30 protein-coding genes are annotated in these 26652 nt (G+C 59.9%); 1 reads left to right on the top strand and 29 read right to left on the bottom strand.

What is annotated here, in order from left to right:
• The coding region (locus HMPREF2975_RS03795; protein ID WP_227469196.1) for a hypothetical protein at positions 1-257 on the top strand (257 nt) is incomplete at its 5' end.
• A gap of 156 nt (positions 258-413) precedes the next feature.
• Here the strand turns inward: HMPREF2975_RS03795 and thiL are convergent.
• The 29 genes from thiL to HMPREF2975_RS03935 form a co-directional block, all read right to left on the bottom strand.
• Positions 414-1406 carry a thiamine-phosphate kinase gene (gene thiL / locus HMPREF2975_RS03800; RefSeq protein WP_070725863.1) on the bottom strand — a complete coding sequence of 331 codons (993 nt, stop codon included), beginning with the start codon at positions 1404-1406 and terminating at the stop codon, positions 414-416.
• A complete protein-coding gene (locus HMPREF2975_RS03805; protein WP_227469197.1) occupies positions 1403-2242 on the bottom strand; it encodes a TrmH family RNA methyltransferase in 840 nt (279 codons plus the stop codon). Before HMPREF2975_RS03805 ends, thiL begins: the two co-directional genes overlap by 4 nt.
• Positions 2243-2626 (bottom strand): 50S ribosomal protein L20, encoded by a 384-nt coding sequence (rplT, locus tag HMPREF2975_RS03810; RefSeq protein ID WP_058236484.1) that lies wholly within the window; start codon positions 2624-2626, stop codon positions 2243-2245.
• A 32-nt stretch (positions 2627-2658) separates the two neighbouring features.
• Positions 2659-2859, bottom strand: coding sequence for a 50S ribosomal protein L35 (gene rpmI, locus HMPREF2975_RS03815; RefSeq protein ID WP_058236483.1), 201 nt, complete (start codon positions 2857-2859; stop codon positions 2659-2661).
• Positions 2860-2911: 52 nt separating this feature from the next.
• The gene (gene infC / locus HMPREF2975_RS03820) at positions 2912-3628 is read right to left on the bottom strand and encodes a translation initiation factor IF-3 (protein ID WP_227469198.1); all 717 of its coding nucleotides are present in this window, start codon (positions 3626-3628) and stop codon (positions 2912-2914) included.
• Positions 3629-3899: 271 nt separating this feature from the next.
• The gene (locus HMPREF2975_RS03825) at positions 3900-5135 is read right to left on the bottom strand and encodes a hypothetical protein (RefSeq protein WP_070725865.1); all 1236 of its coding nucleotides are present in this window, start codon (positions 5133-5135) and stop codon (positions 3900-3902) included.
• 159 nt (positions 5136-5294) lie between these two features.
• Entirely contained in the window at positions 5295-5648 is a 354-nt protein-coding gene (locus tag HMPREF2975_RS03830) for a hypothetical protein (protein ID WP_070725866.1), read from the bottom strand.
• A gap of 127 nt (positions 5649-5775) precedes the next feature.
• Positions 5776-6318, bottom strand: coding sequence for a hypothetical protein (locus HMPREF2975_RS03835; RefSeq protein WP_070725868.1), 543 nt, complete (start codon positions 6316-6318; stop codon positions 5776-5778).
• Positions 6319-6608: 290 nt separating this feature from the next.
• The gene (locus HMPREF2975_RS03840; RefSeq protein ID WP_070725871.1) at positions 6609-7331 is read right to left on the bottom strand and encodes an SseB family protein; all 723 of its coding nucleotides are present in this window, start codon (positions 7329-7331) and stop codon (positions 6609-6611) included.
• A complete protein-coding gene (gene priA, locus HMPREF2975_RS03845) occupies positions 7328-8065 on the bottom strand; it encodes a bifunctional 1-(5-phosphoribosyl)-5-((5-phosphoribosylamino)methylideneamino)imidazole-4-carboxamide isomerase/phosphoribosylanthranilate isomerase PriA (RefSeq protein WP_070725872.1) in 738 nt (245 codons plus the stop codon). Before priA ends, HMPREF2975_RS03840 begins: the two co-directional genes overlap by 4 nt.
• A gap of 31 nt (positions 8066-8096) precedes the next feature.
• Positions 8097-8753, bottom strand: coding sequence for an imidazole glycerol phosphate synthase subunit HisH (hisH, locus tag HMPREF2975_RS03850; protein WP_227469199.1), 657 nt, complete (start codon positions 8751-8753; stop codon positions 8097-8099).
• A complete protein-coding gene (locus tag HMPREF2975_RS03855) occupies positions 8750-9415 on the bottom strand; it encodes a hypothetical protein (RefSeq protein ID WP_058236478.1) in 666 nt (221 codons plus the stop codon). Before HMPREF2975_RS03855 ends, hisH begins: the two co-directional genes overlap by 4 nt.
• Positions 9415-10017 (bottom strand): imidazoleglycerol-phosphate dehydratase HisB, encoded by a 603-nt coding sequence (hisB, locus tag HMPREF2975_RS03860; protein ID WP_058236477.1) that lies wholly within the window; start codon positions 10015-10017, stop codon positions 9415-9417. Before hisB ends, HMPREF2975_RS03855 begins: the two co-directional genes overlap by 1 nt.
• Entirely contained in the window at positions 10014-11138 is a 1125-nt protein-coding gene (locus tag HMPREF2975_RS03865) for a histidinol-phosphate transaminase (RefSeq protein ID WP_070725874.1), read from the bottom strand. The genes hisB and HMPREF2975_RS03865 overlap by 4 nt, the downstream gene beginning before the upstream one ends.
• Complete coding sequence (gene hisD / locus HMPREF2975_RS03870) at positions 11131-12456, bottom strand: histidinol dehydrogenase (protein ID WP_070725875.1); 1326 nt, start codon at positions 12454-12456, stop codon at positions 11131-11133. The genes HMPREF2975_RS03865 and hisD overlap by 8 nt, the downstream gene beginning before the upstream one ends.
• A 15-nt stretch (positions 12457-12471) precedes the next feature.
• Entirely contained in the window at positions 12472-16020 is a 3549-nt protein-coding gene (dnaE, locus tag HMPREF2975_RS03875; protein WP_070725969.1) for a DNA polymerase III subunit alpha, read from the bottom strand.
• 5 nt (positions 16021-16025) lie between these two features.
• Entirely contained in the window at positions 16026-16505 is a 480-nt protein-coding gene (locus tag HMPREF2975_RS03880; protein WP_070725877.1) for a GNAT family N-acetyltransferase, read from the bottom strand.
• Positions 16502-17428 (bottom strand): RluA family pseudouridine synthase, encoded by a 927-nt coding sequence (locus tag HMPREF2975_RS03885; RefSeq protein ID WP_070725878.1) that lies wholly within the window; start codon positions 17426-17428, stop codon positions 16502-16504. The genes HMPREF2975_RS03880 and HMPREF2975_RS03885 overlap by 4 nt, the downstream gene beginning before the upstream one ends.
• The gene (gene lspA, locus HMPREF2975_RS03890) at positions 17421-17939 is read right to left on the bottom strand and encodes a signal peptidase II (RefSeq protein WP_227469200.1); all 519 of its coding nucleotides are present in this window, start codon (positions 17937-17939) and stop codon (positions 17421-17423) included. Before lspA ends, HMPREF2975_RS03885 begins: the two co-directional genes overlap by 8 nt.
• A gap of 81 nt (positions 17940-18020) precedes the next feature.
• On the bottom strand, positions 18021-18662 hold the full coding sequence (locus tag HMPREF2975_RS03895; protein WP_058236864.1) for a DivIVA domain-containing protein: 642 nt from the start codon (positions 18660-18662) through the stop codon (positions 18021-18023).
• Between the two features lie 228 nt (positions 18663-18890).
• The gene (locus HMPREF2975_RS03900; RefSeq protein ID WP_058236473.1) at positions 18891-19199 is read right to left on the bottom strand and encodes a YggT family protein; all 309 of its coding nucleotides are present in this window, start codon (positions 19197-19199) and stop codon (positions 18891-18893) included.
• Positions 19199-19666: a cell division protein SepF gene (locus HMPREF2975_RS03905; RefSeq protein WP_058236472.1), complete on the bottom strand. Its 468-nt coding sequence runs from the start codon at positions 19664-19666 to the stop codon at positions 19199-19201. The genes HMPREF2975_RS03900 and HMPREF2975_RS03905 overlap by 1 nt, the downstream gene beginning before the upstream one ends.
• 58 nt (positions 19667-19724) lie before the next feature.
• On the bottom strand, positions 19725-20279 hold the full coding sequence (locus tag HMPREF2975_RS03910; protein ID WP_227469201.1) for a purine nucleoside phosphorylase YfiH/LACC1 family protein: 555 nt from the start codon (positions 20277-20279) through the stop codon (positions 19725-19727).
• Entirely contained in the window at positions 20280-20447 is a 168-nt protein-coding gene (locus tag HMPREF2975_RS12760; protein ID WP_227469202.1) for a hypothetical protein, read from the bottom strand.
• Between the two features lie 3 nt (positions 20448-20450).
• On the bottom strand, positions 20451-21710 hold the full coding sequence (ftsZ, locus tag HMPREF2975_RS03915; protein WP_070725879.1) for a cell division protein FtsZ: 1260 nt from the start codon (positions 21708-21710) through the stop codon (positions 20451-20453).
• A 120-nt stretch (positions 21711-21830) separates the two neighbouring features.
• Positions 21831-22817 carry a cell division protein FtsQ/DivIB gene (locus tag HMPREF2975_RS03920; protein WP_193599979.1) on the bottom strand — a complete coding sequence of 329 codons (987 nt, stop codon included), beginning with the start codon at positions 22815-22817 and terminating at the stop codon, positions 21831-21833.
• Positions 22814-24211: a UDP-N-acetylmuramate--L-alanine ligase gene (gene murC / locus HMPREF2975_RS03925; protein WP_070725882.1), complete on the bottom strand. Its 1398-nt coding sequence runs from the start codon at positions 24209-24211 to the stop codon at positions 22814-22816. Before murC ends, HMPREF2975_RS03920 begins: the two co-directional genes overlap by 4 nt.
• Positions 24208-25323, bottom strand: a complete 1116-nt coding sequence (gene murG / locus HMPREF2975_RS03930; protein WP_070725884.1) for an undecaprenyldiphospho-muramoylpentapeptide beta-N-acetylglucosaminyltransferase — start codon at positions 25321-25323, stop codon at positions 24208-24210. The genes murC and murG overlap by 4 nt, the downstream gene beginning before the upstream one ends.
• Positions 25320-26645: an FtsW/RodA/SpoVE family cell cycle protein gene (locus HMPREF2975_RS03935; RefSeq protein WP_227469203.1), complete on the bottom strand. Its 1326-nt coding sequence runs from the start codon at positions 26643-26645 to the stop codon at positions 25320-25322. The genes murG and HMPREF2975_RS03935 overlap by 4 nt, the downstream gene beginning before the upstream one ends.
• Between the last annotated feature and the right edge of the window lie 7 nt (positions 26646-26652).

A 26652-nucleotide genomic window follows, 5' to 3' on the forward strand; every position in this document is an offset into this window, starting at 1 on the left:
CTGTTGCATGGGCTGTGGAGCATAGGGCTGGCCCTGAGGCTGAACGTATGGCTGCTGAGCGTATGGCTGGCTCTGTTGCTGAGGAGCGGGCTGAGCATAAGGCTGCTGGTACTGCGGTTGCTGCGGCGGAACCGGTTGCTGGTACTGCGGCTGTTGCATGGGCTGTTGAGCATATTGCTGGCCCTGCTGCACCTGCGACTGGTCAGCAACTGGTTGCTGAAACTGCGGCTGCTGCGCAGGTTGCTCCGGCTGACTGAGTGGCTGTTCTTCGGCGGCTTCCGGCTCGGTCACAGGCTCACTTGGTTGTGATCCCTGGACTGGAGCGTCCTGGTTGCTATCATGAACGTTTTCGTTGCTCATGAAGTCCCCTCACTAGCGTATTGACAGGTTACACGTAGTCCTAGTGTATCGGTTTAACTATTGTCTTGACGGAAATGGTCGAAGCCACCACTCAGTCGCTGCCCATCAAGACGAATCCCAGGTTGATCTCCCGGGCTCACTGCTCCGATCACGCCAATTGCCCTGAACGGTGAGGGCAACACAACCTGAGGCGGGAACGTAGCCAACATCGGATGATCCTCACCGCCGAAAAGGACCCACTCCATAGCGTGATGTCCGCATGCCTGTGCAGCAGCATCCAGCGCCTCGACGTCATCGGCCAGCAGAGACGAATCAATTTCGAGCATCACCTCCGACGCGCGTGCCATCCTGCCTCCGTCACGCACCAGCCCGTCGGACACATCCATCATGGCGTGGGCATTGTGGCGAGCGGCAATCGGACCGGCTTCCAGCGGAGGCTCGGGCGCACGGTAGATCCTCACCGCTTCAGCGAAATCTCCCAGCAGGATATCGTCATGAACTGAGGGGTCAACGATGCGGCGTGACAGCAATTCCAGGCCTGCGCCGGAACGCCCCAATGTTCCGGCTATCGCTACGATGTCACCGGGTCGTGCACCTGAACGCAGGACGGGAGGCCCATCGACCCACCCGTGTGCGGTGACTGAAATGATCAGTTCCTCTCCCCCGGTCAGGTCGCCGCCGACCACGCCTGCGCCCGCTTCACGGGCACGCTGACCGAAGGCCTGCACCATGTCCACAAGCCAGTCAACGTCGTAGTCACCGCGCAGAACAAGGGAGACAACAAGCGCGCTCGTGCGCCCACCCATCGCAGCGATGTCTGCCAGATTCTGGGCCGCAGCCCGCGCACCTATTTCAGCGCCGGTGGACCAGGCTTTCAGAAAGTGACTCTCTCCGACCAATGTATCGGTGGTCACCAGGAATGAGGGTTCAGGGCAGGAGATCAGCGCGCAGTCATCACCTGAACCGACGATGGTGCGCTCACCTTGGGGAAGAACATTGACAAAACGGGCGATCAGGTCGCCTTCATCACAGTCTCGGACCTTCATGCTGTCAGTGTACGTGAGCGTGCTGACGCATACAGACACATTGCTGCCGCCGAGGCCACATTCAAAGATTCAGCTTTCCCTGCCATCGGGATGCACACCAGATGGTCGCACTGACGCATTTCATCGGGTGACAGGCCTCGCGCTTCATTGCCGAAAACCCATGCGTGTGTGCGGGAAAGGAGCGGCGAGTCGCCCTCGTCAATGTCGAGAAGGCTGACAGATCCGTGCCCTCCGGACGTCCCAAGGACGAGTGCACCCCAGGTGCGAGCGCGCTCGATCGCCGCATCGAAAGTCAGGCCTGACATGATCGGCAGGTGGAACACTGATCCCGCTGTTGAGCGGATCACTTTCGGGCTGCGAACGTCAGCGGTGCCCACCGTGGTCAGGACGCACTGCGCACCCATCGCATCGGCCGTGCGTATCAGCGTACCGACGTTGCCGGGGTCTTGGATGCGCGCAAGGATCACTGCCAGTCCGTCAACGCTCGGCATCTGCGTAACAATCGCGTCGTGTCGAGCGACCGCGATGATGCCCTGACAGTCAGGGGACATCGCGTGAGCAACCTCGTCGGTGACGCGGTGAACCCACCGTGTGGCCTGGCGGGCCTGCTCCACGATTTCTGGCTGGGATTCCTCGACTCGTTCGGTGACGTAGACGTCGGTGACGCACTCGGGGCGCCATGTCACCAGTTCGAGGACTGCTCCTGGGCCTTCAACCAGGAGGAGTCCGGTGCGTGATTGTGCTGAGCGCCCGCCGAGTGAACGGACTGTTCGCACGCGGTCGGCACGCGGGTTGTCCATCACAGGCGGGCGCTCAGGATGAAAATTGTGAGTCAATCAGGATGCCTTGGGAGCGTTGACGTCTTCGGGCAGCGCTTCACGGGCAGTCTTCACAATTGCTGCGAAGGCGTTTGCGTCGTTGACTGCCAGGTCGGCCAGCATGCGGCGATCGATTTCGATGCCGGCAAGGTTCAGACCCTGAATGAGGCGGTTGTACGTCATGCCGTTTGCGCGTGCGGCAGCGTTGATGCGCTGGATCCACAGGCGACGGAAGTCACCCTTGCGGCGCTTACGGTCACGGTAGCTGTATACGAAAGAGTGAGTGACCTGCTCTTTTGCCTTACGGTACAGGCGTGAGCGCTGCCCACGGTATCCGGATGCGCGATCAAGTGTGGTGCGACGCTTCTTGCGGGCGTTGACAGACCTTTTCACACGTGCCATGTTGTTATCTCCTTACCTACAAGTCTTCGCTATCACTTACCCAGCAGGGTACGAACTCGCTTCGCATCTGCAGGTGCCAGCACCTGGTCACGGGAGAGGCGGCGAGTACGGCGTGAAGACTTGTGCTCGAGCAGGTGACGCTTACCAGCACGTTCACGCATGATTTTGCCGGAACCGGTCACGCGGAAGCGCTTCTTGGTTCCTGAGTGCGTCTTGTTCTTTCCTTTTGACATAGTGTCGTTTCCTAACCTTCAACACCTCTTGGCACTGGTGCCAAGAAAGTAGCTACTGTTCCGCGCTTTCAGCGTTCCTGGCGCTGCGAGCTTGCTCCTTGCTGGAACGTTCTGCCTGCTTGTCACGGCGGGCTTCGCGCTCAGCCTTGCGGCGGCGGCGTTGTTCGCTCATTGCTTCTGACTTGCGTCGCGTTGGGGCGAGCACCATCGTCATGTTGCGGCCATCCTGACGTGGGACGGATTCGACCGTCGCCATGTCACCGACCTCTTCTGCCAGACGCTCCAGCAAACGAACTCCCGCTTCGGGGCGAGACTGCTCGCGTCCGCGGAACATGATCATGACCTTGACTTTGTCTCCCTGGTTCAGGAAACGCTCCACGTGGTTCTTCTTCACGTTGAAGTCGTGGTCATCAATCTTCAGGCGGAAACGGATCTCTTTGAGCTGGGTGTTTGCCTGGTTGCGTCGCGCGTCGCGCGCTTTCTGTGCGGCTTCGTACTTGTACTTGCCGTAGTCCATCAATTTGGCTACTGGAGGTTTCGCGTTGGGTGCCACTTCAACGAGGTCGAGGCCTGCTTCGTCTGCCAGACGCAATGCGTCTTCGACGCGCACGACTCCGACTTGTTCTCCCGATGGGCCGACAAGACGTACTTCGTTTACTTTGATGCGCTCATTGATCCGAGGCTCGCTGATGGGTGGCTCCTTCCATGGTGGTGCATCACGAAAAAATCTCCGTGCGCAACGCAACGGAGACTGACACCACGTGGCCACAGCGATGCTGCACGCAGCATCGGCTCAAGCCAGGAACCCGATCCCCTGAGGCGGGAATCAAGGTGGGAGTATCTCCGCTTACGTCCCGGGTACGGTACCCGGACAATCGACAGCTACTGTATCACTGCCGTCGAAGGCAAATCCAGCGAGATTAGGCAGGATCGTCATGGGGTGCCTCACACTGCCAGATGTGGAAGGCCCCGCGTGCAACATCTGGTCACACACAGGGCCTTCGTCACTGAGATGCGGCGGTATGCGAATCACTCGCGGTTTACCACCATGATCCTGACGACCTCAGTTCAGTGATTTCAGGTTCAGTGCTTCCCTCGGGGAATGTCACCTGGCCTGACACACGGAATTCAACGTTGTCCGGTGAGGGGTTCTTGTTGAATTCGGTCGGATTTGTCTGGGTCTTGATCGTGGCCTTATCCGTGACGAACTCAAATGCGGTGAAGTCTTCAAGGGTGGTGGGCAGTTTGGTCACTTCCAGAACAGCGAGTTTGGTGCTCTGCACGCCGCTGGGGCATGCTTCATTCAGATTTCCACCGTCGATGGAGGCACAGCTTTCCACGAATTCCTTGGCCCGATCAAGCATCAGTGTCTGCAGTTTTTCGGTCGGTTCGGGTGCGTCCCACCAGAGCGTCGAGGATGACTCCGGGCCCCCCACGATCAGGCTCTTGTCGGGATAGTTCACATACTCATTGGATCCGTAGGATGCCTGCGCTGGGTAGATTCCGGGGTACAGGTAGAACGTCTGATACTCCTGGGAGTTCTGATCATCGTTCGTGATCGGAACGCTTTGAGAGCCGATGGTGACCGAGTCAAAAGTGCCTGGCTGGAGGGTGATCTCTGTGGCCAGTGTGTCGTCAATCTTCCAGTTCTTGAGAACGAGGAAGGTGGGCTGGGCAGGGGTGACCTGAAGTGTCGTATCGACGACTTGCCCATCAAGGTAGTATTCGACATCCAGCATTACTCCACGCGGCTTGTCGGAGCTGAGTGAATAGTCATCACTGCCGGAATCAGTTCGCGTCACCGAGAAATTTTCGATTCGCGCGGTCGCGCCGGCCATTGCTTCGTTTGTCAGAAACGCTCGTTGATTATTGGGTTTGCCGGGGTCCACCATCTGCGATGCAGCATTCGCGTCACCCGCTGCAAGATATCCCAGGTATTCTTCAGCAGCTTTTTCAGAGGTCCGCGTGCTGTTGAGGATGTAGAAAGCGATTGTCCCGATCAACGCGAGTGCCATCAGTACGCCGATGACCACCAACACGATGCGGACAGTCTTGCCGGACGAGGACTTAGTCGTGGTCGCTGCGTAGGAAGACCCGGCGCCAGAAGCCATCGCAGCAAACTGCGGCTGTGGTTGCGGCGAGTACTGTTGCGGGTTGGGCTGCTGATAGTACTGCTGCTGGGCATATTGCTGCGGTTGCTGCGTCGCTTGCGCGTATTGCTGTGCCTGCCCCTGCTGCGGTTCTGGCGAATCGGTGGGTGGTGGCGGAGGAGGCATGTACGAGTCAGCACTCCCCTGAGTCTCCGAGTGTGAGCTCAGGTCGTTACCATTCGCATTTTCGGACATAGTGCCATACCCCCGGTAAATAGATTTAACGCATGAAAGCGCTTCAATCCTAGTCTACTTTCACCGTGAAGTGGCCGATCGCGCCCGCTTTCAGAACTGGAAGGGGAAGTCGAACGAGCATGCAGGGGCTCCACTGTCATCAAAAGTAACGGCTCCGACCATCTCGAGCTCATCCTCGTGAGGGGAATCAGCCCCATCGCTATGGAAGAGCATAACCAGCGGGTCGAATGCGACGTCGAGCTTCGCTTGATACGGGTTAAAGGCGTAGTCCTGTACGGAAATTCCTTCTTTCAGCTCTGCCAACTTCGCCCCAAAATGTTGTGCGGCGACAGACATATACCCGCATTGATCAGCCTTCACATCGGCTGCGCACTGGTCGACGAACTTCTGTGCTTCGTCAACAATGCTCTGGCGGAACGTGTCCGTTACTTTGGACTCGAACACTGCAGAGTTGAAGCTCTGAGCTGTGTGAGCATCCTTTTCTCTATCGGCCCGCGATCTTGATTGATGCTACAAACTCTATTATTCCAAACTATCGCTTAACGCAGCATTTTGACAACATTATCCCGCTTCAATCCTCAGGAGTCACGATCTTCATATGGAAAACAGGATCTGATCTCTTCGACAATTCGACCGTGCCCTGGACGGCGAGTTTCTGCTCCTTGTCCGGTATATTGAGCCCGTCATCCCTGAAATGGAGCGTCGCCCTCGTCACATCTGTTCGCATGTCCGGAATCCCCGTGGAGTGCACCATCGACACAAGCTGGTTGCCAGCGGGGCCGGCAGTGGTCAGTTCTCCATTGAGGGTGGCTGATTCTGATTGCTCATCTGTGTAGAAAGCGTAAATGAATCCGCACTGTTCATCAGGATCGTCGCGGTTTTCCCGGCATTCATGCAGGAAAGGGTTCGCGCAGTCAACAAATGCCGCAGTGAATGTGTCTGTCAGTTCCGGCTCCCATTCAACAACCGACTCCGGAGAGTATTGATCACTGTCGTCAGGTGCCACAGTCAGATCCTGATCGGCGAATCCGGAAGGAAATACGACAGTCGTAGCCAGCGGTCTGGTGATCTGCCAGGTATCTTCACCAACGGGCCGGCTCACCTCGATTTCCACTTCATATTCCTGTCCGCCCAGCAGGTAAGTGACGCCGAACAGACACCTCAGGGCTGTCGGATTGTGACGGGCGGGCCATCATCACCATCACGATGGCAGCCACGGCCACCACAGCGGCCACTGCACATACGATGCCAATAATCAGACCGGTTTTTCCTGGGTAGCGTGGACTGCACATTGGTCGGCCGGGATGGAGTGGGTTGCGGAGCAGGTTGCGTCATCGGCTGGTCTCCTTACCTGCGTCGTGACAAGTTATGATCATCGTAAGAGACCACGTTCAGGATTAACAGCTATACCGCATGAACCCACGTTGGCGCGATCATGATCTGGTCAGCCGCAGCTTTGAGACGATCACTGCCATAAATGCAGTTGATTGCGCGGGACAATTCGCGTCGGACCGCTCGCTCATCACCACCGGCGGCCGCGCACAGCTCGACGATGACGCGACTGCCGCCTCCATGATGGATACGCACATCGACCACGCATCGGACACCCTCGTCCATGATGATGCGCAGCAGACCGGCGGCAAGTTCGCGATCTTTCCACGCGGGCAGCCACCTGTCCCCCACTGACAGCGAATTGCACGCGGGGCGCGGGATCACGATATTCGCACCGCGCGGATCGGCCACTATCAGCCCTCGGGTTTCGACGAGGGCGCTCAACGCGGCAAGGCGCGTTGAGACAGGCAATGGGCGTGCCTGTGGGTCAAACGCTGCAAGCTCATCCGTTGACGTGAACACGGCCAATGCCGGGCCTTCAGGTATTTCCGCCCTGGTGAACTCCACGTGGTTGTCAGAGTTTCCGCCATTGAGGACAACTGGAATAATGACGCGCTCACTGCTCAGTGCGTGAACAAGCTGTTCGAGGCGCTCGCCCTGCTCGCTGCGGGTACCGGCTGGCAGTCCGAGTGCGTGACGCGTCAACGGCAACGTCTGGCCACAATCCGATGAGTCGGTGTGCAGTGTCAGGCGCTGCGCAATCTTGTCGCGTTGCTCATCGCTCAGTTCCATCATGACTGCTGAGGGCCGGCCGCTTCCAGCGCCTCTTCCAACGTGAACGCCCCGGCGTACAGGGCTTTACCAATGATTGCGCCTTCCAGGCCGATCGACGTCAGTTCACGCAGGGCTCGAATATCGTCAATGCTGGACACGCCGCCCGAGGCGACAACCGGCGCATCGGTACGTTCACATACGGCGCGGAGCAGATCAATATTCGGCCCCTGCATCATGCCGTCACGCGCCACATCGGTGACCACGTATCGGGCACAGCCAGCCTCGTTCAGACGCTCCAGGACCTTCCAGACATTTCCACCTGGTTTCGTCCAGCCTCGTGCTGCCAGAGTCTCACCGCGCACATCCAAGCCCACGGCAACCTGATCGCCGTAACGCTGGATAATCGATTCGGTCCATTCGGGGTCTTCCAGCGCTGCCGTGCCGATATTGATGCGGCGTGCACCGGTGGCCAGGGCGCGCTGAAGTGAGGCGTCATCACGGATGCCGCCCGACAGTTCAACGTGCAGCGGGATCTGGCGTACGACATCAGCCAGCAGGTCGATATTGGATCCGCGTCCAAAAGCGGCATCCAGGTCAACCAGGTGCAGCCACGCGGCGCCTGCGTGGGTGAACGCCTGTGCAGCTTCCAGGGGTGCGCCGTACTGTGTTTCCGTTCCTGCCTCACCCTGGCGCAAGCGCACTGCCTGCCCCTCAACCACGTCAACGGCAGGCAGAAGAATCAACGGAGTATCCATCAGTCACCTTTTCTAGTCAGATAGAGCGGTTTTAGTCAGACACGGTGGTCGCCAACCAATTCTGCAGCAGCTTCAAGCCGGCGGCACCAGATTTTTCGGGGTGGAACTGTGTGGCGCTCAGCGCTCCGTCTTCCACGGCTGCGACAAAGCGCTGACCGTAGGTTGCCCAGCTCGTCTGCGGAGCAGCTGCCGTGCGAGGGCGAGATGTCCGAGCCGGATCATCCATCACGGCGTAGGAATGCACGAAGTAGAAGTACTCCTCATCCAGTCCGTCGAACAGTGTCGTATCGGATGCGGCTTCAACCTGTGTCCACCCCATGTGCGGAATGATGGGCGCGTCCAGACGGTCCACGGTTCCGTCCCACTGCCCCAGGCCCTCGGTCGTGCCCTTTTCAGTGGAGCGGTCGAACATGATCTGCAGCCCGACGCAGATTCCCAGCACGGGCCTTGCACCTGCGATCCGGCGTTCAATCATCCTCAGGCCTTGCACTGCGCGCAGCTGGTCCATCACCGTGATGAATGCTCCCACACCTGGCACCACCAGGCCGTCAGCTTCGCTGACTTCCTGCGGATCGGCGCTCAGTGAGACGTCGGCACCGGCTCGTTCCAGCGCACTGCACGCTGAGCGCACGTTGCCTGACCCGAATTTCAAGACGACGATTCGAGAGCGTCGCTGCATCATGCTCATGGTTTTCTGAACCACCCTAATGGGCCGCGTGGCCGCTTCAGGCATGTGCCATCAGGTGCGACCGACCCGTTGTAGTCATCCGGGGTGGTTCTGCCCAGCAGCAGGTCTTCAAGGGCCACCGGCATTGATCCGATCAGCACGCCAGCTGGAATATCGTCTTCCGGCTCGCCCGACACGTATCGGCGTGCACTGATCTGTCCGGATACACCCGGCTCCACATCTTCCTCGTCACCTTCAACCAGCCACGACATGATTGCCACGGAGCCCAGCTTGGACAGGCGTGAGGTCAGTCGTGCCACCTGATCCACTTCGGGTGGCATGGAGCGGCACTTGCCCATCAGTGAGGCCAGCTCGTCTTCCTCGGTCATCGGCTGATTGGAATCAACTTTCAGCCAAATCGCGGTCCACGGCTTAATCGGGACGACGTGGACGGAAAGCCCGGCCAGCTGCAGGAGTTTGTGCAGCGCCTCGGCTGACGGAATCGGTGTGAGCACCAATGCGACCGACAGGGATCCACCTTCCAGGTGCAAGGATTCATCAACCGGAGTGTCCAGGTCATGCCGTTCGGCAGGTGCGCTTGAGCGCTCGAAGTCCGCAACGATTCCCGCGAACTTAGCGTCAATGTCCTCATCGTCAGGACGCTGAGGAACATCCTGGACCATTACAGTGCTCCTTTGGTAGACGGAATGCCACTCACCCGTGGATCCGGTTCAACAGCGCCGCGCATCGCGCGGGCAAGTGCCTTGAACTGCGCTTCCACAATGTGGTGCGGGTCGCGACCGGCAAGCAGACGCACATGCAGACAGATTCCGGCGTTATAGGCCAGCGACTCAAACACGTGTCGTGTCATGGAGCCGGTGAAGTGCCCGCCAATGAGGTGGTATTCCTGGCCGGCCGGCTCGCCCTCGTGCACGAGGTACGGCCGCCCTGAAATGTCCACAACAGCATGAGCGAGGGCTTCATCCAGGGGCACCGTAGCATCTGCGAAACGGCGGATTCCTGCCTTGTCACCAAGCGCCAACTTGATGGCCTGGCCCAGGCAGATCGCGGTGTCTTCGACAGTGTGGTGCACGTCCACGTCCACATCCCCGCGCGCCTGAACAGTCAGGTCAATCAGGGAGTGACGCCCAAATGCGGTGAGCATATGGTCGTAGAACGGCACACCAGTCGAAATGTTGGTCACGCCGCTGCCGTCAAGATTCACTTCCAGATGAATTGTTGACTCTGATGTTTCGCGGTCAATTGTCGCAGTTCGCGCGTTCATGAGAGAACCTCCTCCAGTGCCGTCATGAATTGCTGGTTTTCCTCAGGTGTCCCTACGCTGACCCGCAGCCAGCCGTCAGGGCCGACGACGCGGATCAACACGCCCCGCTCCAGGAGCTTGTCAAAGATGTCCTGCCGGTTATCGAAACGTCCAAAGAAAATGAAGTTCGCGTCAGATTGAGCCACCTGCAGCCCTCGTGATTCCAGCCAGTGCGCGAGGGCGTCCCGACTGTCACGCAGGTCGGCCACCTGCTGCATGAGGCATTCACGGTGACGCAGCGCCGCCAGTGCCGCTGCCTGCGTGATGGCTGACAGATGGTAGGGCAAGCGCACCAGCATGATCGCGTCAATGACGTCCTGGCAGGCCACCATGTATCCCAGACGCAACCCCGCCATTCCAAATGCTTTCGACATAGTGCGGGAGACGACCACGTGCGGATTCTGCTCAACGAGTTCGAGTGCCGAGGATGTCCCCGCACGCCTGAATTCCGCGTACGCTTCATCGATGACCAGCAGGCTCGCTGTGGGCTGTCCGTCCGGCCCGACAGGCCCGCTGAATCGCGTGTCGTCAGCCAGGGAGCGGATGTCGTCAAGTGACAGTGCTGTTCCGGTGGGATTGTTCGGACTGGCCAGCAGAACGACTGCCGGGTGCTCAGTTTCGAGCAGGTCGCGCAGGGCATCCAGGTCGATGGAAAAATCCTCGTGCCGATCACACGTGACCCACCGTGAGCACGTGTCGCGCGCGTACTCGTGATACATCGAGTATGTCGGGGCACATGAAACGACGGTCCGTGACGTGCCGGCGAATGCCTGCAGAATCTGGGTCATGACTTCGTTGGAACCGTTGGCTGCCCATACATGTTCGGGCGGAACACTTACACCGCTTTCGTCAGCCAGATATCGTGCCAGTTCCCCACGCAGTTCCAGAAAATCGCGATCCGGGTAGCGGTTCAGCCCGCTGGCGGCGCGAGCCACTGAGCGCGCGATATCGTCAACCAGCTCGTCAGAAGGCGCCCACGGATTCTCATTGACGTTCAGGCGTACGGGCACATCCAATTGGGGCGCGCCATACGGGCTCAGCCCCGCAAGTTCAGGGCGCAGCGGCAAACGTAAATCAGTCATTGCGTCCGCCTTCCTCGCGCCGGATCAGCGCGGCTGCTCCGTGTGCCGGCAGGTCTTCGGCACATGCCAGCGTGTTGAGGTCATCGGTGAGCGCTTCGAGCGCATCGTGTGAATACTCAACGACCTGCTGGCTGCGCAGATACTGTCCCACGTTCAGTCCGGCAGCGTAGCGGGCGGTGCCTCCTGTGGGCAGGACGTGGTTGGAGCCTGCAACGTAGTCGCCCAGCGGTACCGGCGTGTACGGGCCGACAAAAATGGCACCTGCGTTGCGCACGCGCAGCGCTACTTCGGCAGCATTCTCTGTCTGTACTTCGAGGTGTTCGGGAGCATACGCATCCACAACGCGCAGCCCAGCATCCAGATCATCGACGAGGACGATGCCCGACTGCGGTCCGCTCAGCGCCGTCATAATGCGTTCGGTGTGCGCGGTCAGCGGTGCCAGCCGCTGAATCTCAGCTTCCACTGCATCCGCAAGCGGCTCACTGTCCGTGATCAGAACAGATGCGGCAGCAGGATCATGCTCCGCCTGGCTGATCAAGTCAGCGGCAACGAAAGCGGGGTGAGCATCACCATCGGCAAGGATCGCTATTTCAGTGGTTCCCGCTTCCGCATCGATCCCCACGTGAGCAGACACCACCCGCTTAGCTGCGGCCACATAAATGTTGCCCGGTCCTGCTACGACATCAACCGGTTCACACACGTCACCCTCGTCGTCAAATCCGTAGGCAAGGCCGGCGATTGCCTGCGCACCACCCATTGCCCACACGTCGTCCACGCCCAACAGTGCGCACGCTGCAAGGATTGTCGGGTGCGGCAGTCCGCCGAACTCGCGTTGCGGCGGTGAAGCCAGGGCGATTGAGCTGACGCCGGCGACCTGCGCGCACACCACGTTCATCACAACTGAGGAGGGGTAGACAGCCAGGCCACCTGGGACGTAGACACCGGCGCGCTGCACCGGTACCCACCGCTGGGTAATCGTGCCGCCGGGAATGATGGTGGCGTGTTGCGTGGTGGGCAGCTGGACAGTGTGGCCGGCGCGGTTATGCTCGATCGACACTTCCAGCGCGCCGCGCACCGCAGGGTCAAGTCCGTCGAGGGCGGCACGGATCTGGTCGGCCGGTACCTTCAGGCGATCAGGACGCACATGGTCGAAACGCTCGGCACAGTCCTTGATGGCGCTCGCACCCTCGTGGATGACGCTGTCGATAATCGGCGTGACAGCCTCGACGGCTGCGGTGATGTCGAATGCAGCTCGTGGCAGTTGACGGCGGATTGCATCTGTGGTGGCACTGGTGCCGCGAAGATCCATGCGTTTCATAACTCTTAGCCTAACTCAGGAGGTCATCACTCCGTCTGCTCCGACCACGGCCTTGACCTGGCTGAAAAATGCGCTGGATTTTTCGACGCGGTACTTCGGGTCAACTTCGACGATTGTGACGCGCCCGCCTTGGCGCAAGTGGATGCGCACAGGTGATTCGCCTGGGAAAGCTTCCAGCACGTCTTTGAGTTCGGTCAGCATTGAGCGAGTGCATCGGCCAGGAGTCATCTGCAGGTCCAGCGGGGAGTCCTGATCGTCACGCAGATCCAGCAACGTCATGGCCTGGCCGATCAGTTCGACGTTCTCATCGCGCTGGGTGACGCGCCCCTCGACCTGGACGATCGTGTCGGTAGCCAGGTAGGACTGAATTGTTTCGAACGAGCGAGGGAAGAAAAGCACTTCGATGGAAGCGCTGAGGTCTTCCACCGTTGCGATCGCCCACTGGTTGCCCTGCTTGGTGACCTTCATCTGAACCGACGACACCAGTCCTGCGACGCGCACCTTGCGGTCCGCCATGGCTTCTTCGGAGGAGACGATCGCGGCGATGTCGATGTCCTGGTATCGGCGCAGCGCCGCTTCCACACCGCGCAGTGGATGGTCGGAGACATACAGGCCAAGCATTTCGCGTTCATCGGCCAGTTTGTGCCGCTTGTCGAATTCGGGCAGGTCAGGGATTTCGACCGTGAGGGAGGACTGTTCAGGTGCTGCTGCTCCACCCATGGCGGCAAACAGGTCGAACTGGCCGATGGCCTCATTGCGTTTCAGGTCGGTGACCGCGTCGACGGCCTCGTCGCAGCGGGACAGCAGGGAGCGCCGGTTCTTCCCCAGAGAGTCGAAGGCGCCGGCCTTAATGAGTGACTGGATGGTGCGCTTATTGCACACGGTGGCAGGTACCTTGTCCAGGAGGTCCTGGAAGGAGATATACGCGCCTTTTTCCGAGCGCGCCTGCACGATACCGTCCACCACGTTCGCGCCGACGTTCTGGATCGCAGACAGGCCAAAACGGATGTTCGACCCATCTGGCGCGAACGTGCCCATCGAAGCGTTGACGTCGGGGGGCAAAACGGTGATATCCATGTGACGACATTCAGCCAGGTACAAGGCTCGCCGATCCTTGTTGTCTTTGGTCGAGGTCAGCAATGCGGCCATGTATTCAGTGGGAAAATTCGCCTTGAGGTAGGCAGTCCAGTACGACACCAATCCGTACGCCGCCGAGTGCGCCTTGTTGAACGCGTAGTTCGAGAACGGAACCAGAATGTCCCACAGTGTTTTCACCGCGTCATCGGAATAGCCATGTTCGCGCATCCCCTGCGAGAACGGTCCGAACTCCTGGTCCAGAATCTTTTTCTTCTTCTTACCCATCGCTCGTCGGAGCATATCTGCCTGACCCAGTGAGTATCCGGCCAGTTTCTGCGCGATCTGCATGACCTGTTCCTGGTAGACGATCAGACCGTACGTAGTGCCCAGAATGTCTTTGAGCGGCTCAGCAAGTTCAGGGTGAATGGGAGTGATTTCCTGACGCCCGTTCTTACGCAGAGCGTAGTTCGTGTGCGAGTCTGCGCCCATCGGGCCGGGCCGGTACAACGCGCCCACAGCTGAAATATCTTCAAAGTTGTCGGGGCGCATCAGTTTGAGAAGTTCTCGCATCCCGGAACCATCCAGCTGGAACACGCCGAGCGTGTCGCCGCGTGCCAACAGGTCGTAGGTTGCCGGGTCGTTGAGCGGCAACTGATCAAGGTCCGGGACATCCTTGTTGTTCAGCCTGATATTTTCGAGGGCGTCTGACAGGACCGTGAGGTTTCGCAGCCCCAGGAAGTCCATCTTCAGCAACCCCAGCGCTTCACACGTGGGATAGTCGAACTGCGTAATGATCGCGCCGTCAGCGAGGCGCTTCATGATCGGAATAATGTCGGTCAGCGTATGCGAGGACATGATCACCGCGCATGCGTGGACACCCCATTGTCGTGTCAGTCCTTCCAGTCCCATCGCCAGGTTGACGATGTCGTGAGTCTGCGGGTTTTCCTCGTAGTATTTACGGAACTCCGCTGCCTCGCCGTAGCGCTTGTCTTCCTTGTCGAAAATGCCGTGCACTGAAATGTTCTTGCCCATCACTGCCGGGGGCAGTGCCTTGGTGAGCTGCTCGCCTGTCTTGAAGTCGTAGCCGAGCAGTCGTGCTGAATCCTTCAGTGCCTGTTTCGTCATGATTCGTCCGAAGGTGACGACCTGACTGATCCGGTCTTCGCCGTATTTACGTTTCACGTATTCGATCACTTCGTCGCGGCGACGTTCGTCGAAGTCCACATCGAAGTCAGGCATGGAGACGCGCTCGGGGTTGAGGAAGCGTTCGAAAATCAGGCCGTGTTCCATTGGGTTCAGCTCGGTGATACGCATCGCGTAGGCCACCATGGAGCCAGCACCGGAACCTCGGCCAGGCCCCACGCGGATGCCCTGATGCTTGGCCCAGTTGATGTAGTCCGCCACCGTCAGGAAGTAGCCAGGGAACCCCATCGAGATAATGACGTCTTCTTCGTATTCAGCCTGTTTACGCACGTCATCAGGAACGCCGTCCGGGAAACGGTCGGCCAGCCCTCGTTCAACTTCCTTGATGAACCACGATGTTTTGTCTTCGCCCTCGGGCACGGGGAAATCGGGCATGTAGTTGGCGCCCTCTTTGGTGGTGGTGAAGTGCACGTCGCAGCGTTCAGCAATATCCAGGGTGGTGTCGCATGCTTCGGGCAGTTCAGCCCAGGTGCGACGCATGTCTTCGCTGGAGCGGATATAGTAGCCGTCGCCGTCGAATTTGAAGCGGTCCTGGTCAGCCAGCTTGGCACCCGAGTTGATGCACAATAACGCGTCCTGCACATCTCGGTCTTCTTTTTTCACGTAGTGCGCATCGTTGGTCGCTACCAGTGGAGCATTCATGAGCTTGGCCAATTTGAGCAGGTCATTGCGTGTGCGTCGTTCAAATTCGATGCCGTGATCCATGACTTCGACATAGAAGTTCTCCGGCCCGAAAATGTCGCGCAGCTCCCCTGCTTCACGCACTGCTTCATCCCACTGACCCAACCGCATATGGGTTTGGACGGCTCCCGACGGGCACCCTGAGAAAACGATCAACCCTTCGTGGTATTCCTGCAGCAGTTCCTTGTCGGCACGCGGCCACTTACCAAACTGTCCTTCCGTGGAGGCGCGTGAACCAAGGCGAAACAGATTCAGCATGCCTTCGGTCGTGTAGGCCAGCAGTGTCAGGTGATTGTATGCGCCATTGGCCGAAACGTCGTCACTGCGCTGCCACGGTTCTCCCCAGTGGACACGCTTCGTGTCAAATCTGGACGTGCCGGGAGTGACGTATGCTTCAAGGCCAATGATCGGTTTAATTCCGGCATCTTTGCACGCTGAATAGAATTCGAAGGCGCCGAACAGGTATCCGTGATCGGTCAGTCCGATTGCCGGTTGTTCGAGGCGGGCAGCTTCCTGAACCATCGGCGCGATTTTCGCTGCGCCGTCCAGCATGGAGTATTCGGAGTGGTTGTGAAGATGAACGAAACTGTCACGGGTGGCCATACGTGTCATCTTAATGGTTCTGCAGTGCCCTCGATGAGCTGAGCGAGGTGACGATGCTCAATTCCTGCATCCCAGAATGTATCGTCGCCGTGTGACTCATATCCGAGGCGTTCGTAGAATCCCTGTGCCTGCAGTTGCGCGTCGAGGTCGACCCGGGCGTGCCTGCCGGCAGGGGTTCGTCGTGTGACTTCTTCGTGCAGAGCATTGACGAGGGCGGCTCCGCATCCACTGCCGCGTACCTCCTGTCTGACAGCAAGGCGCCCCAGGTGATAGCAATCATCACCATCCGGGATGAGGCGCACGGTTCCAACAGGGTGGCCAGCCTCGTCCTCGGCAATGAATTGGGTGACGGCGGGGTTGAAGTCGCGTGCATCAATTTCAAGGACCATAGGAACGTGCTGTTCAACAACGAACACATCCCATCTGATCGAGATAATGGCGAAGCGGTCGGAGTCGGTGGCGCGTCGGACGTGAAGAGTGGTCATCGTGGTTTTCTCAGGAGGGTGAGGGCAGCATCAAGGTCGTCCATGTACGGTGCGTCCACGGTGACGTGTTTGCCGGTGCGTGGGTGTGCGAAGCCGAGCTGGACGGCGTGCAACCATTGACGTTCCAAGCCGAGGCGTTCAGCCTGCGTGGGGTCAGCGCCGTAGAACACGTCGCCGACACACGGATGGTTGACCGCTGCCATGTGGACGCGGATCTGGTGTGTGCGGCCGGTTTCCAGGTGGATTGACAGCAGGGCTGCACCAGCCATGAGTTCAAGGGTGTCGTAATGTGTCACGGCACGCTTGCCACCTTCGATAACGGCCATGCGCCATTCGCGCGACGGATGGCGGCCAATGGGCGCGTCGATGGTGCCCGATGGCGGATCCAGGTGTCCGGCGACCACGGCATGGTAAATCTTCGTGACGGTGCGTTCCTTGAAGGCCCGTTTCATCACCGAATATGCCAGTTCGGATTTGGCGACCATCATGGCGCCAGATGTACCCACATCCAGGCGGTGCACGATTCCCTGGCGTTCGGGCGGGCCTGACAGTGCGATGCGGAAGCCTGCGGCTTCCAGGTTGCCGATCACTGTGGGACCGGTCCATCCCGGGCCCGTGTGTGCCGCAACGCCGACAGGTTTGTTGACCACGACGATGTCGTCATCATCGTAGAGGATGTCCATGCCGGTCACGGGTGCGGGCTGCACACGGTGCTGCGGTATGTCGACTTCGATGAGGTCCTGGAGGCTGAGCCGGTCCGACTTCCGACTGACGGCACCGTTGATGCGCACGTGTCCTGCGCTGGCAAGGTCACCGGCCTGAGAGCGTGACATGCCGAGCATGCGTGAGAGTGCCACGTCCACGCGGGTATCGACCAGCGCGTCCGGCACTGGCAGGTAGCGGTGCTCGAACTCGTCACTCATCGGTGCGCGCACCGGAATGGGAGTGTTCTGTTCGCAGGAAGATGATCACCATCGACACTGCTGCCACAACGATCCAGATATCGGCAACGTTGCCAACGAAGTAGTCGTTGTAGTTGATGAAGTCAACGACGTGTCCGCGCCCGAACGAGGGAGGCTGCACGAGGCGATCCACCAGGTTACCCGCCGCTCCCCCGGCAAGAAGACCCACCACGGCTGCCACACTCGTGGAGGTGATTTTCGGCAGGACCCAGATGATGACGCCGAGCACGACCACTGAGATGATCGTGAAAATCCACGTTGAGCCTGCCCCCATCGAGAAGGCGGCTCCGGAGTTCCTGACCAGCTGGAGACTCAGGAAGTCACCAATAAGTGGACGGCGCTGCCCCTCGGACAACGAGGACAAAGCCCAGAACTTCGTGACCTGGTCACTGATCAGTGCGACGAGTGCTACGACTATGGCGCTGACCAGTGGGCGCCGTGACACATTCGTTGCAGCTGGACTCGTTGACACATGTTCTCCTAACAGGTGGGGCATAAATGTGGCGGCAGCGTCTGGTACGCCGCCGCCACACAGTCATTGGCTTGAGAAACGTCAGTTTTCCGAGCTGTCCTCGTTCACTTCGGTCAGAAGTTTCTCGAGGTGAGTGCGGATGGACTGACGGTATTCCGTCTCGAATCCACGCAACTCGTTGATCTTGTTTTCCAGCAGTCCGCGCTCCTGGTCGAGCTGAGCAAGGATCGTTTCATGCTTGCTCTCTGCATCGGCAACGATCTCATCGCCCTTGGTGCGAGCTTCAGCAATGATGCGTTCTGATTCTTCGCGGCCGTCGCGCACGTACTCGTCGTGGACGCGCTGCGCCAAAGCAAGCATCGAGGTTGCGGATTCGGGTTCGCTGGGCGTGGCAGGCTGAACCGGCTGCACAGGCTGAACGGGTTCTGGTTCTGGTTCTGGTTCGGGCTGCGCGACCTGCGGTTCTTCCTCGACAACAGGCTGAGCAGTTTCGGCAGGAGTGGAGAAGCCAGATGCGTCGGCCGAACCTTCCTGGAGTTCGGTGATGCGGCGTTCGGCTGCTTCAAGCTTTTCCTGGAGATTCTGCTTCTCCATGTTCAGGTAGTAGATCGTCGCAACGACTCGGTCGAGAAAATTGTCAACCTCGACGGGGTCGTAGCCTTCACGGAACTTCACTGCCTGGAAGTTCTTGTTCAGAACTTCGTCCGTTGTCAGCAGCTGAATCTGTTCCTGACCTGTGGGCTCGTCCATTTCCTCACCTCTCGGTATCTGCCCTGTCGAACGCCGATTGGTAACCGCCCGACGATCGTGGTGTCACCAGCATTCAACCTGATGACACTGATTGTAAGTGATACTTATTCTATCGGACACATGAATCACTGAGGCAACTTCAGTCACAGCGACATCACATTCCAATATGCGTTTCAATTAATCTACCGTTTGAACGCCTAACTAGCCAAATACCATCATCAATCGTGCAACGCGCTGAAGAAGCAGAATACCGATGAACAGCACCATGAAACCGACATCGAGTGCGATCCCGTTACCCAGTCTGAGCGGCGGAATGTAGCGACGCAGGAAACGCAGAGGTGGGTCAGTCAACGCGTAGAGCACATTACCGATCACAATGACGGCCGTTGCTCGCGGATGCCAGTCGCGGGCAAGAATACGGATCCAGTCAAAGATCATCCGTCCAAACAGCACCAGCAGGTACAAGCTGGCACAGAAGTGTACAGCGGCGCCGAGTATGTACACGGGCATTACTCTGCCTGGCTGAACAGCTCCGCACCGTGGGAGGGGGCCATTCCGGATGACACCTTGACAGATCGCGGCGACAGCAGGTAGACGCGTTGAGTCACGCGTTCAAAGTGTCCGCGCAGGCCGTACACCAGCCCGGCGGAGAAATCGATCACGCGGCGCGCTTCATTGTCAGGCAGGTCGGTCATGTTGACGATGACAGGGATATCGCTGCGGAAGGCGTCGCCGATGCTGCGCGCATCCGCATAGGAGGTGGCGTGAATGGTCTGAATTCGGGCCAGATCATTCGGCTCAGTTTGCTGCACTGTTTCAGTGCGGCGCACTGCAGGTGTGGGTTCATAGTCGGACAGTTCAGTGACGTCTGCCCACTGTCCGGGCTCTTCCTGTTCCATTTCGGGTTCATCGAACTCGTCGTCGGATGTGTCCCATCCCATGAATTTCTTCGCGCGCGTAGAAAATGATTCCGCCATCGTTTCTCCTCTGTCAGGCCGCTGATCTCACGCTAATCGAGAAGATAACGCACAGGCCTCAAGTTGCCTCGGCATGTCGCAACGATGGCGAAATGATCAATGCCTGGCGTCCGCAGGTGGGGTCGCGCCTGTAGGAGTGGAGGGCCGGCGTTTCCCGGGTGCACCGCAGGTCGTGTTCAATTGTGTCGACGCCTGCTTCGCGCAGTTCGCTGCATACCCCCTCGCGAAGATCAAGGCTGGGGGTGCCCCAACTGGTGTGGGTACACATATGTGGTCGAACGGCTGCTACGTCGTCCCACAGCGCGCGGTCCACCTCGTAGCATTGGCCGCATATGCAGGCGCCGACAAAGGCGCTGATCGGCTCCGCGCTCATGCGGCGAATCCGGCGAACTGTCGCGCTGAGTATTCCACCGAGCAGCCCCGTGCGTCCGGCGTGGATCGCCGCCAGGATCGTCCCATGAGCTGCACTCAGGCACACAGGCACGCAGTCGGCAACCATCACGGCCAGTCCCGTGCGTGGCCCCTCGGCCAGATTGACGACGAGGGCGTCTGCGTCAATGTGGTCGCTGATCGCATCGACGACGCGGACACGCGTGGAGTGTGTCTGGTCCATCTAGGTCAGCGGGCTTCCGGTCAGCTTGCTCAGGTGATCGCGGCGCTTCGCCACTGCCTGAGCATCATCGCCAACGTGGTATCCCACGTTATTGCGAAGTGGGCAGGTGCCCGACCCCGCTTCAGTGTGCGTGATCAGGGCGCCTGCCCACTCGATCGGTGTGATCATGTTTCAGCGCAGAAAATCAGGAATGTCCAGGTCGTCAGCGGAGTCATCCTCGTCGAAGATGCGCGGCACTTCCAGCGAATCAGCATCTCGCGGAGCAGGCTGAGCACTGGGCGCATCCGACGGTGTGGCGGACGGCGCCTGCGTGCGGGTAGGCACGCGAGGTTCTGCACGATGTGCGGGGCGAACCGGCGTCTGGGAAATGGTTCCCGCTGAGCGTTCACGCAAGGGTTCTTCCGCAGACTTCAGGGCCGGCGCGGCGACAGGTGCCGGCTGTTCCGGCTTCTTCGCTGTCGCATCGGTGTTACCTGACGTCACGGGCTGGTCGTCAAATCCGGCCGCAATGATGGTGACGCGGATCTCGTCGCCCAGCGAATCGTCAACGACGTTGCCGAAGATGATGTTGGCTTCAGGGTGAGCGGCTTCGCGCACCAGCAGTGCGGACTGGTAGATCTCCTGCAGGCCAACATCCGAGCCACCCTGGAAGAACATGAGGACGCCGTGAGCGCCGTCAATGCTGGCTTCAAGCAGCGGGGAGGAAATCGCGGTTTCCACGGCGCGCAGCGCGCGGTCATCACCTGTAGCAGCACCGATACCCATCAGCGCGGATCCGGCATCCTGCATCACGGACTTCACGTCGTTGAAGTCGACGTTGATCAGACCCGGGGTGGTGATGAGTTCAGTGATTCCCTGCACTCCCGAGAGCAGGACCTGGTCGGCTGCCTGGAATGCTTCAAGGATCGAGATATTGGGATCCGAGATGGACAGCAGGCGATCATTCGGGATGACGATCAGCGTGTCGACTTCTTTGCGCAGTGCCTCCACGCCCTGTTCACCCTGGGCGGCGCGACGCATGCCTTCAAAGGAAAAGGGGCGGGTGACGACGCCGACTGTCAGAGCGCCGGAGTCGCGGGCGGCTTTGGCAACGATGGGGGCTGCGCCCGTTCCCGTGCCGCCTCCTTCACCGGCGGTGACGAACACCATGTCGGCGCCTTCAAGGGCGGCCTTGATGTCATCGATGTGGTCTTCAGCTGCCTGACGGCCCACTGACGGGTCAGCTCCCGCTCCCAGGCCGTGGGTCAGGTCGCGACCGATATCAAGTTTGGTTTCAGCATCTGACATCAGCAGAGCCTGGGCGTCTGTGTTCACCGCAATGAATTCGACGCCTTTGAGTTCTGCTTCGATCATTCGGTTAACAGCATTGACGCCGCCGCCGCCGACTCCGACCACCTTGATCACTGCGAGGTGGTTTTGAGGTCCTGCCATTTTGTGCCCCTCCCACTCAACCCTCAACCTCAAGTTGAAGGTTGGTGTTTCTCCTGTATTCTGCCGGAAAGACGGTAGGAAACAACACCTCAAACTGCAAGGAAAGATGTGGGCGTGTCGCTAGGACGTGACCGGCCGGGTCGGAGAACTTACGTCATAGACCTGCGCAGGTCGTTGGTCGATCAGAACCTTCAGGACGCGTGACTTCAGATCCGAATCATCCTGGGTCCCCCACCGCACCACACGGTTATCCGCCAAGGTAATGGTCAGCTGCTGTCCGTCGGCACTGATCTTTCCTGTCATCTGACGCAGCTCAGAACTGAGCGCCGCCCACACCGTCTGGACCTGCTCAATTGCCTGCGCTCTGAGAGGGTCCTCAGATGGAAGCGCGACAACAGGCAGACCCTCGGGCGGATCCCCGGGTATCTCCACGCCGTCCTCGTCAATGACGCGGGCATTTTCACCGACCATTTCCGCCATCACTGGCCTGCGAACGGTGATCGTAATGGTCAGCCCATCGGGCCACGAACGCTGCACCTGGCTGTCGCGTACCAGCGTCAGCGAATTCACAGCCTGCACAACTGATGACATCGACAGTCGCGTAATCGGGGTTCCGCTGAATTCGTCGACGCTGGCAATCACCTGCTCGGCCGGTACGACGTCATTCGCGCCCTCGACGGTGATGCGCGAGGTCGTGAGGGCGAAAAGTGGCGAAAAGAAGATGGCCCAGATCGCCGCTGCAGCAAGGAGGACAGTGACAATAATCGACATCAGAGTGCGAAGAGACAGCCGTCTACGTGCTTTGCGTCGTTCATCAAGACGGGTGACCTTCGAGTTTTTCTGGCCCCTCGCGCGCCGCTCGCCGAATGCGTCGACCGCACTGGACGAGGACAGCGGCGTGCGCATCTGGCGTGGCCCGCGGATACGTTCCACCGACGCGGATCGCGTGGCCGACGCAGATCGCTGAGTCGAGGCGGGCCGCCTGCTCGATTCGGAATGCTGCGTTGATGCGGATCGCCCACCGATTGCATGGCGATCATGCACGGTGGAGCGTTCAGGCTGTTCGGCAGGCTCGTGGGGAGGGCGAGGCCGGGGTGGTTGCCTCACTGCACGTCCCCGTTGCGCCATTCATCGAGAACGTCATCCGCGCATTGCGTGATTGAGCCGGCACCCATGGTCATCACTATGCCATGTTCTCCTGTCTGACGCGCTGCCAGGCGGGCAGCTTCATGCATGTCCGGGATCCATTGGGCTCCAGGCAGGTGCGCCACGATCAATCCAGAGTCGACTCCCTCGATCGGATCTTCACGCGCCGGGTAAATATCGGTGACGACCACATGATCCGCGTGCGCCAGAGCGTCAGCGAAACGCTGGGCAAAAGCACGTGTGCGACTAAACAGATGCGGCTGGAAGACGACGGTTACCTCGCCGCCGTCAGCTACGATCCGGGCCTGCCTGAGAGCTGCTTCCACCTCGGTCGGGTGGTGCGCGTAGTCATCAATAACGCGTCTGGAGCCCACCTGGCCGCGAAGTTCGAATCGGCGACCTGTACTTGAAAAATGCGACAGACCGTTGGCAAGACGGCCGGCATCGACCCCCAGCGCGCATCCTGCCGCCCATGCACCCGCCGCGTTGAGCACGTTATGATCACCCACCACGGCGAGGCGAATCGTCGCCTCCAGCGTGTCAGGTCCGCACAGGTGGGCGCTCGAGCCATGATCAGTTGTCGCAACATCAGTTATCGTCACATCCGGCACCGCCTCACAGTGTTCAGGGCGGCCATAGGTCAGCGTGGTGATGCCATCGCGACGAGCTGCCTGCGCCAACGCCCGCGCACCTCGATCTTCCGCGCAGCACACCAGTGTTCCACCGGCAACGATGCGGTGCGCAAAGTCCACAAATGCCTGCTCGAACGCCTCCGTTGAGCCGTAGTGATCCAGGTGGTCCGGCTCAACATTGGTGACGAGGGCGACTGTCGGATGGTAGTTCAGGAATGAGCCATCGGATTCATCTGCCTCGGCCACAAAAATGTCTCCGCCGCCCAGGTGCGCACCAGTGCCAAATTGGGGCACGATACCGCCGACCGCGCACGAGGGATCCTCCCCTGCTTCAGCTAACGCAATAGTCAACATGGCAGATGTCGTAGTCTTGCCGTGCGCGCCGGCAACAGCGACAAAACGCATGCCCCTGGCGGCATAGGCAAGTGCCTGGGAGCGGTGAATAACACTCTGGCCACGCTCGGTGGCACGGACCAGTTCCGGATTCGTTGGACGCACTGCCGTCGAGACTACAACTGTGGCGTCGGCCGGGACCCGATCGGCGTCATGGCCGACATAGGCGTCAATTCCCGCTGCCTGAAGCCTGTCAATGACAGATGACGGATTCTGATCCGACCCGCTGACGGTACAACCACGAGCATGAAGCAGCTCTGCCACCACGCTCATACCGGCTCCGCCGACGCCAATGAGATGAACTGTGCTGATACCGGTTTGCGCGTTCATCTGCACATCTCCTCCACGAGGTCTGTCAGGCGCTCAGCGGCGTTGGCAGAGGATCCATGAGCTGACGCGCTGCGCATCCGGCTGAGGCGCTCCTGGTCAGTCAGTATGCCCATGACGTCGGTGCGTGCGCGTTCAACGGTGAAGTGCGCGTCGTTGATCAGCTCTGCACCGCCTGCTGCGACGTGGTCATGCGCATTCAGACGCTGCTCACCGTTGCCGATCGGGAGGGGGACATAGACGGCAGGCAGTCCGAGGGCGCTCAGCTCCGCGACGGTGCCGGCACCTGAGCGGCAGACCACCAGGTCGGCCACGGCCAGCGCATCATGCATGTCAGTTGTGTAGTCCACCACGTGCCATCGGTGAGCCACTCCCGCCTCGTCAATACTGGCACGCACGGCATCGTCCTTGCCTTTACCGGTCAGGTGCAGAACCTGACAGCCCTCAGGCAGCTCGGAGGCGATGGATGCCATGACTGTGTTGATGTGAAGCGCCCCCAGGGAGCCGCCCGTGATGACCAGCGTGGTCAGATCCGGGTCAAGTCCGAAGCGCTGCGCGCCTTCGACGCGGGCGGTGCGGGCACCCTCGTCGGTGGTTCGCAGATGCGCCAGGCGCGCGATCTGCGGGCGGAGGGGCAATCCGACGACCTCGGTGCGTCCCTGTCGTGCTGCAAGCGGCGTGGAAGCGAACGTGAGTGCGACGAGGGCGGCCCATCTGGCTCCCAGTCGGTTCGCCAGGCCGGGGCGCGCATTTTGTTCATGAATGGCGATCGGGATGTGCTCTGAACGTGCGGCAAAGTAGGCGGGGGTGGAGACGTATCCACCAAAACCCAACAACCCGTCAGCTCCTGTGATCACGTTGCGGGACTGCGCGATTGCGTGGCGCAGTCGCTGCGGAACTGTCAGCAATGCCGGGGTGGGTCGGCGTGGCAGGGGCACACGTTCAATTTCGTGAAACTCAAATCCTGCTGCCGGGACCAGATCTGCTTCCAGGCCTTCGCGCGTGCCGAGGATTCGCACATCCCATCCGCGCTCACGCAGGCACGTGGCCGTTGCCAGCAACGGATTGACGTGACCGGCTGTGCCGCCGCCTGCCAGAACTATTGTGTGTGTCATCGCGCCTTCTGTGCCTGTCGTACTGGTCGTGTGCGCGCGGGACGCTTGTGAATGCGTCGGCGTGGATCGCGTCCTGCGGAAGCCTCGTCGGGAGAGCCGAACATTCGCATGCGAGCATTCGCGCGCGCACATGACGCTACCACCCCAACAGCGCTAGCGGTAAATACGAACGCCGAACCGCCAGAGGACACCAGCGGCAACGGCACGCCGATCACCGGGCCGATGCCGGTTACCGACATGACGTTGATGACGGTCTGAACAGCGATCCACGATGCGATGCCGCCGCACATAACAGCGGCAAAAAGCGATGTGGTTTCCCTGCTGACGCGCACCATTCCCCACACCATCAGCATCATGAGAACCAGGACCGAGCATGTGCCCAGCAGGCCGAACTCCTCGCCCACGATGGCAAGGATGAAGTCGGTGTGCGCGGCCTGGAGGTATTCCCACTTTTCACGCGATGCGCCCGGTCCCAGCCCCATCAGCCCTCCAGAGCCGAATGCCCACAGCGCGTGGTCGATCTGTTCGGGAGCTGAGGTGGAGCGCTCCGGCCCCATGCCGGGAATAATGGCGATGATGCGCCTCAGTCGCGTGGGGTTCTGCACGACGAGGAATGCCAGAATCGGGATTGCTGCCAGGATCGCATAGCCGAACCACTTCCTGGGCAGTCCTGCCACCCACAGCGCGCCAAAGGCACACGTGGCGACGACGAGGGCTGTCCCCATGTCGTGTCCGAGCATGACCAGGCCAAGCGCAACGGCGGTCGCACCACCACAGCGGATCGCCATTTGCTTGAAGTCATCACGGCGCGAATCCCTGCGGGCGACGAGCTGGGCCAAAGCGATGATGAGCGCCAGTTTAAGCAGTTCGGATGGCTGGATCAGGAACGGCAGACCGGGAATATGGATCCAGTTCGTGTTGCCGCCCTCGGCACGGCCAAACAGCGGCACCATGACCAGGGCCTGGAGGAGGCAGGCGAGTGCGAACAGCACAAGGGCTCCGGCGTAGTAGACCTTCTCGGGCACCATCTGTGCCACGAACATCATGATGAGCCCGATTGTCGTCAGCGCCAGCGGCTTCAGGAAAGCGATATAGGGGTTTTCACCCTGGGCAATGTTGGTGACGGCGGAGGCAGAAAACCCCATGAGCAGTCCGATCAGTGCCAGCAGCACTGCGGGGATGATGACGAGGTAGTAGGACGTGACAGGCGAGGATTCACGCGCGGCAGATGACTGGCCTTCCCGCCCGAAGCGGATCGCCGGTATGCGATGCCACAGGCGCGCCAGCCGTTCGCGCGGACTGCGGGTCACCTGGTCCGCCACAATCTGC

It is taken from the genome of Actinomyces sp. HMSC065F12, assembly GCF_001814535.1.
Classification (GTDB): domain Bacteria; phylum Actinomycetota; class Actinomycetes; order Actinomycetales; family Actinomycetaceae; genus Pauljensenia; species Pauljensenia radingae_A.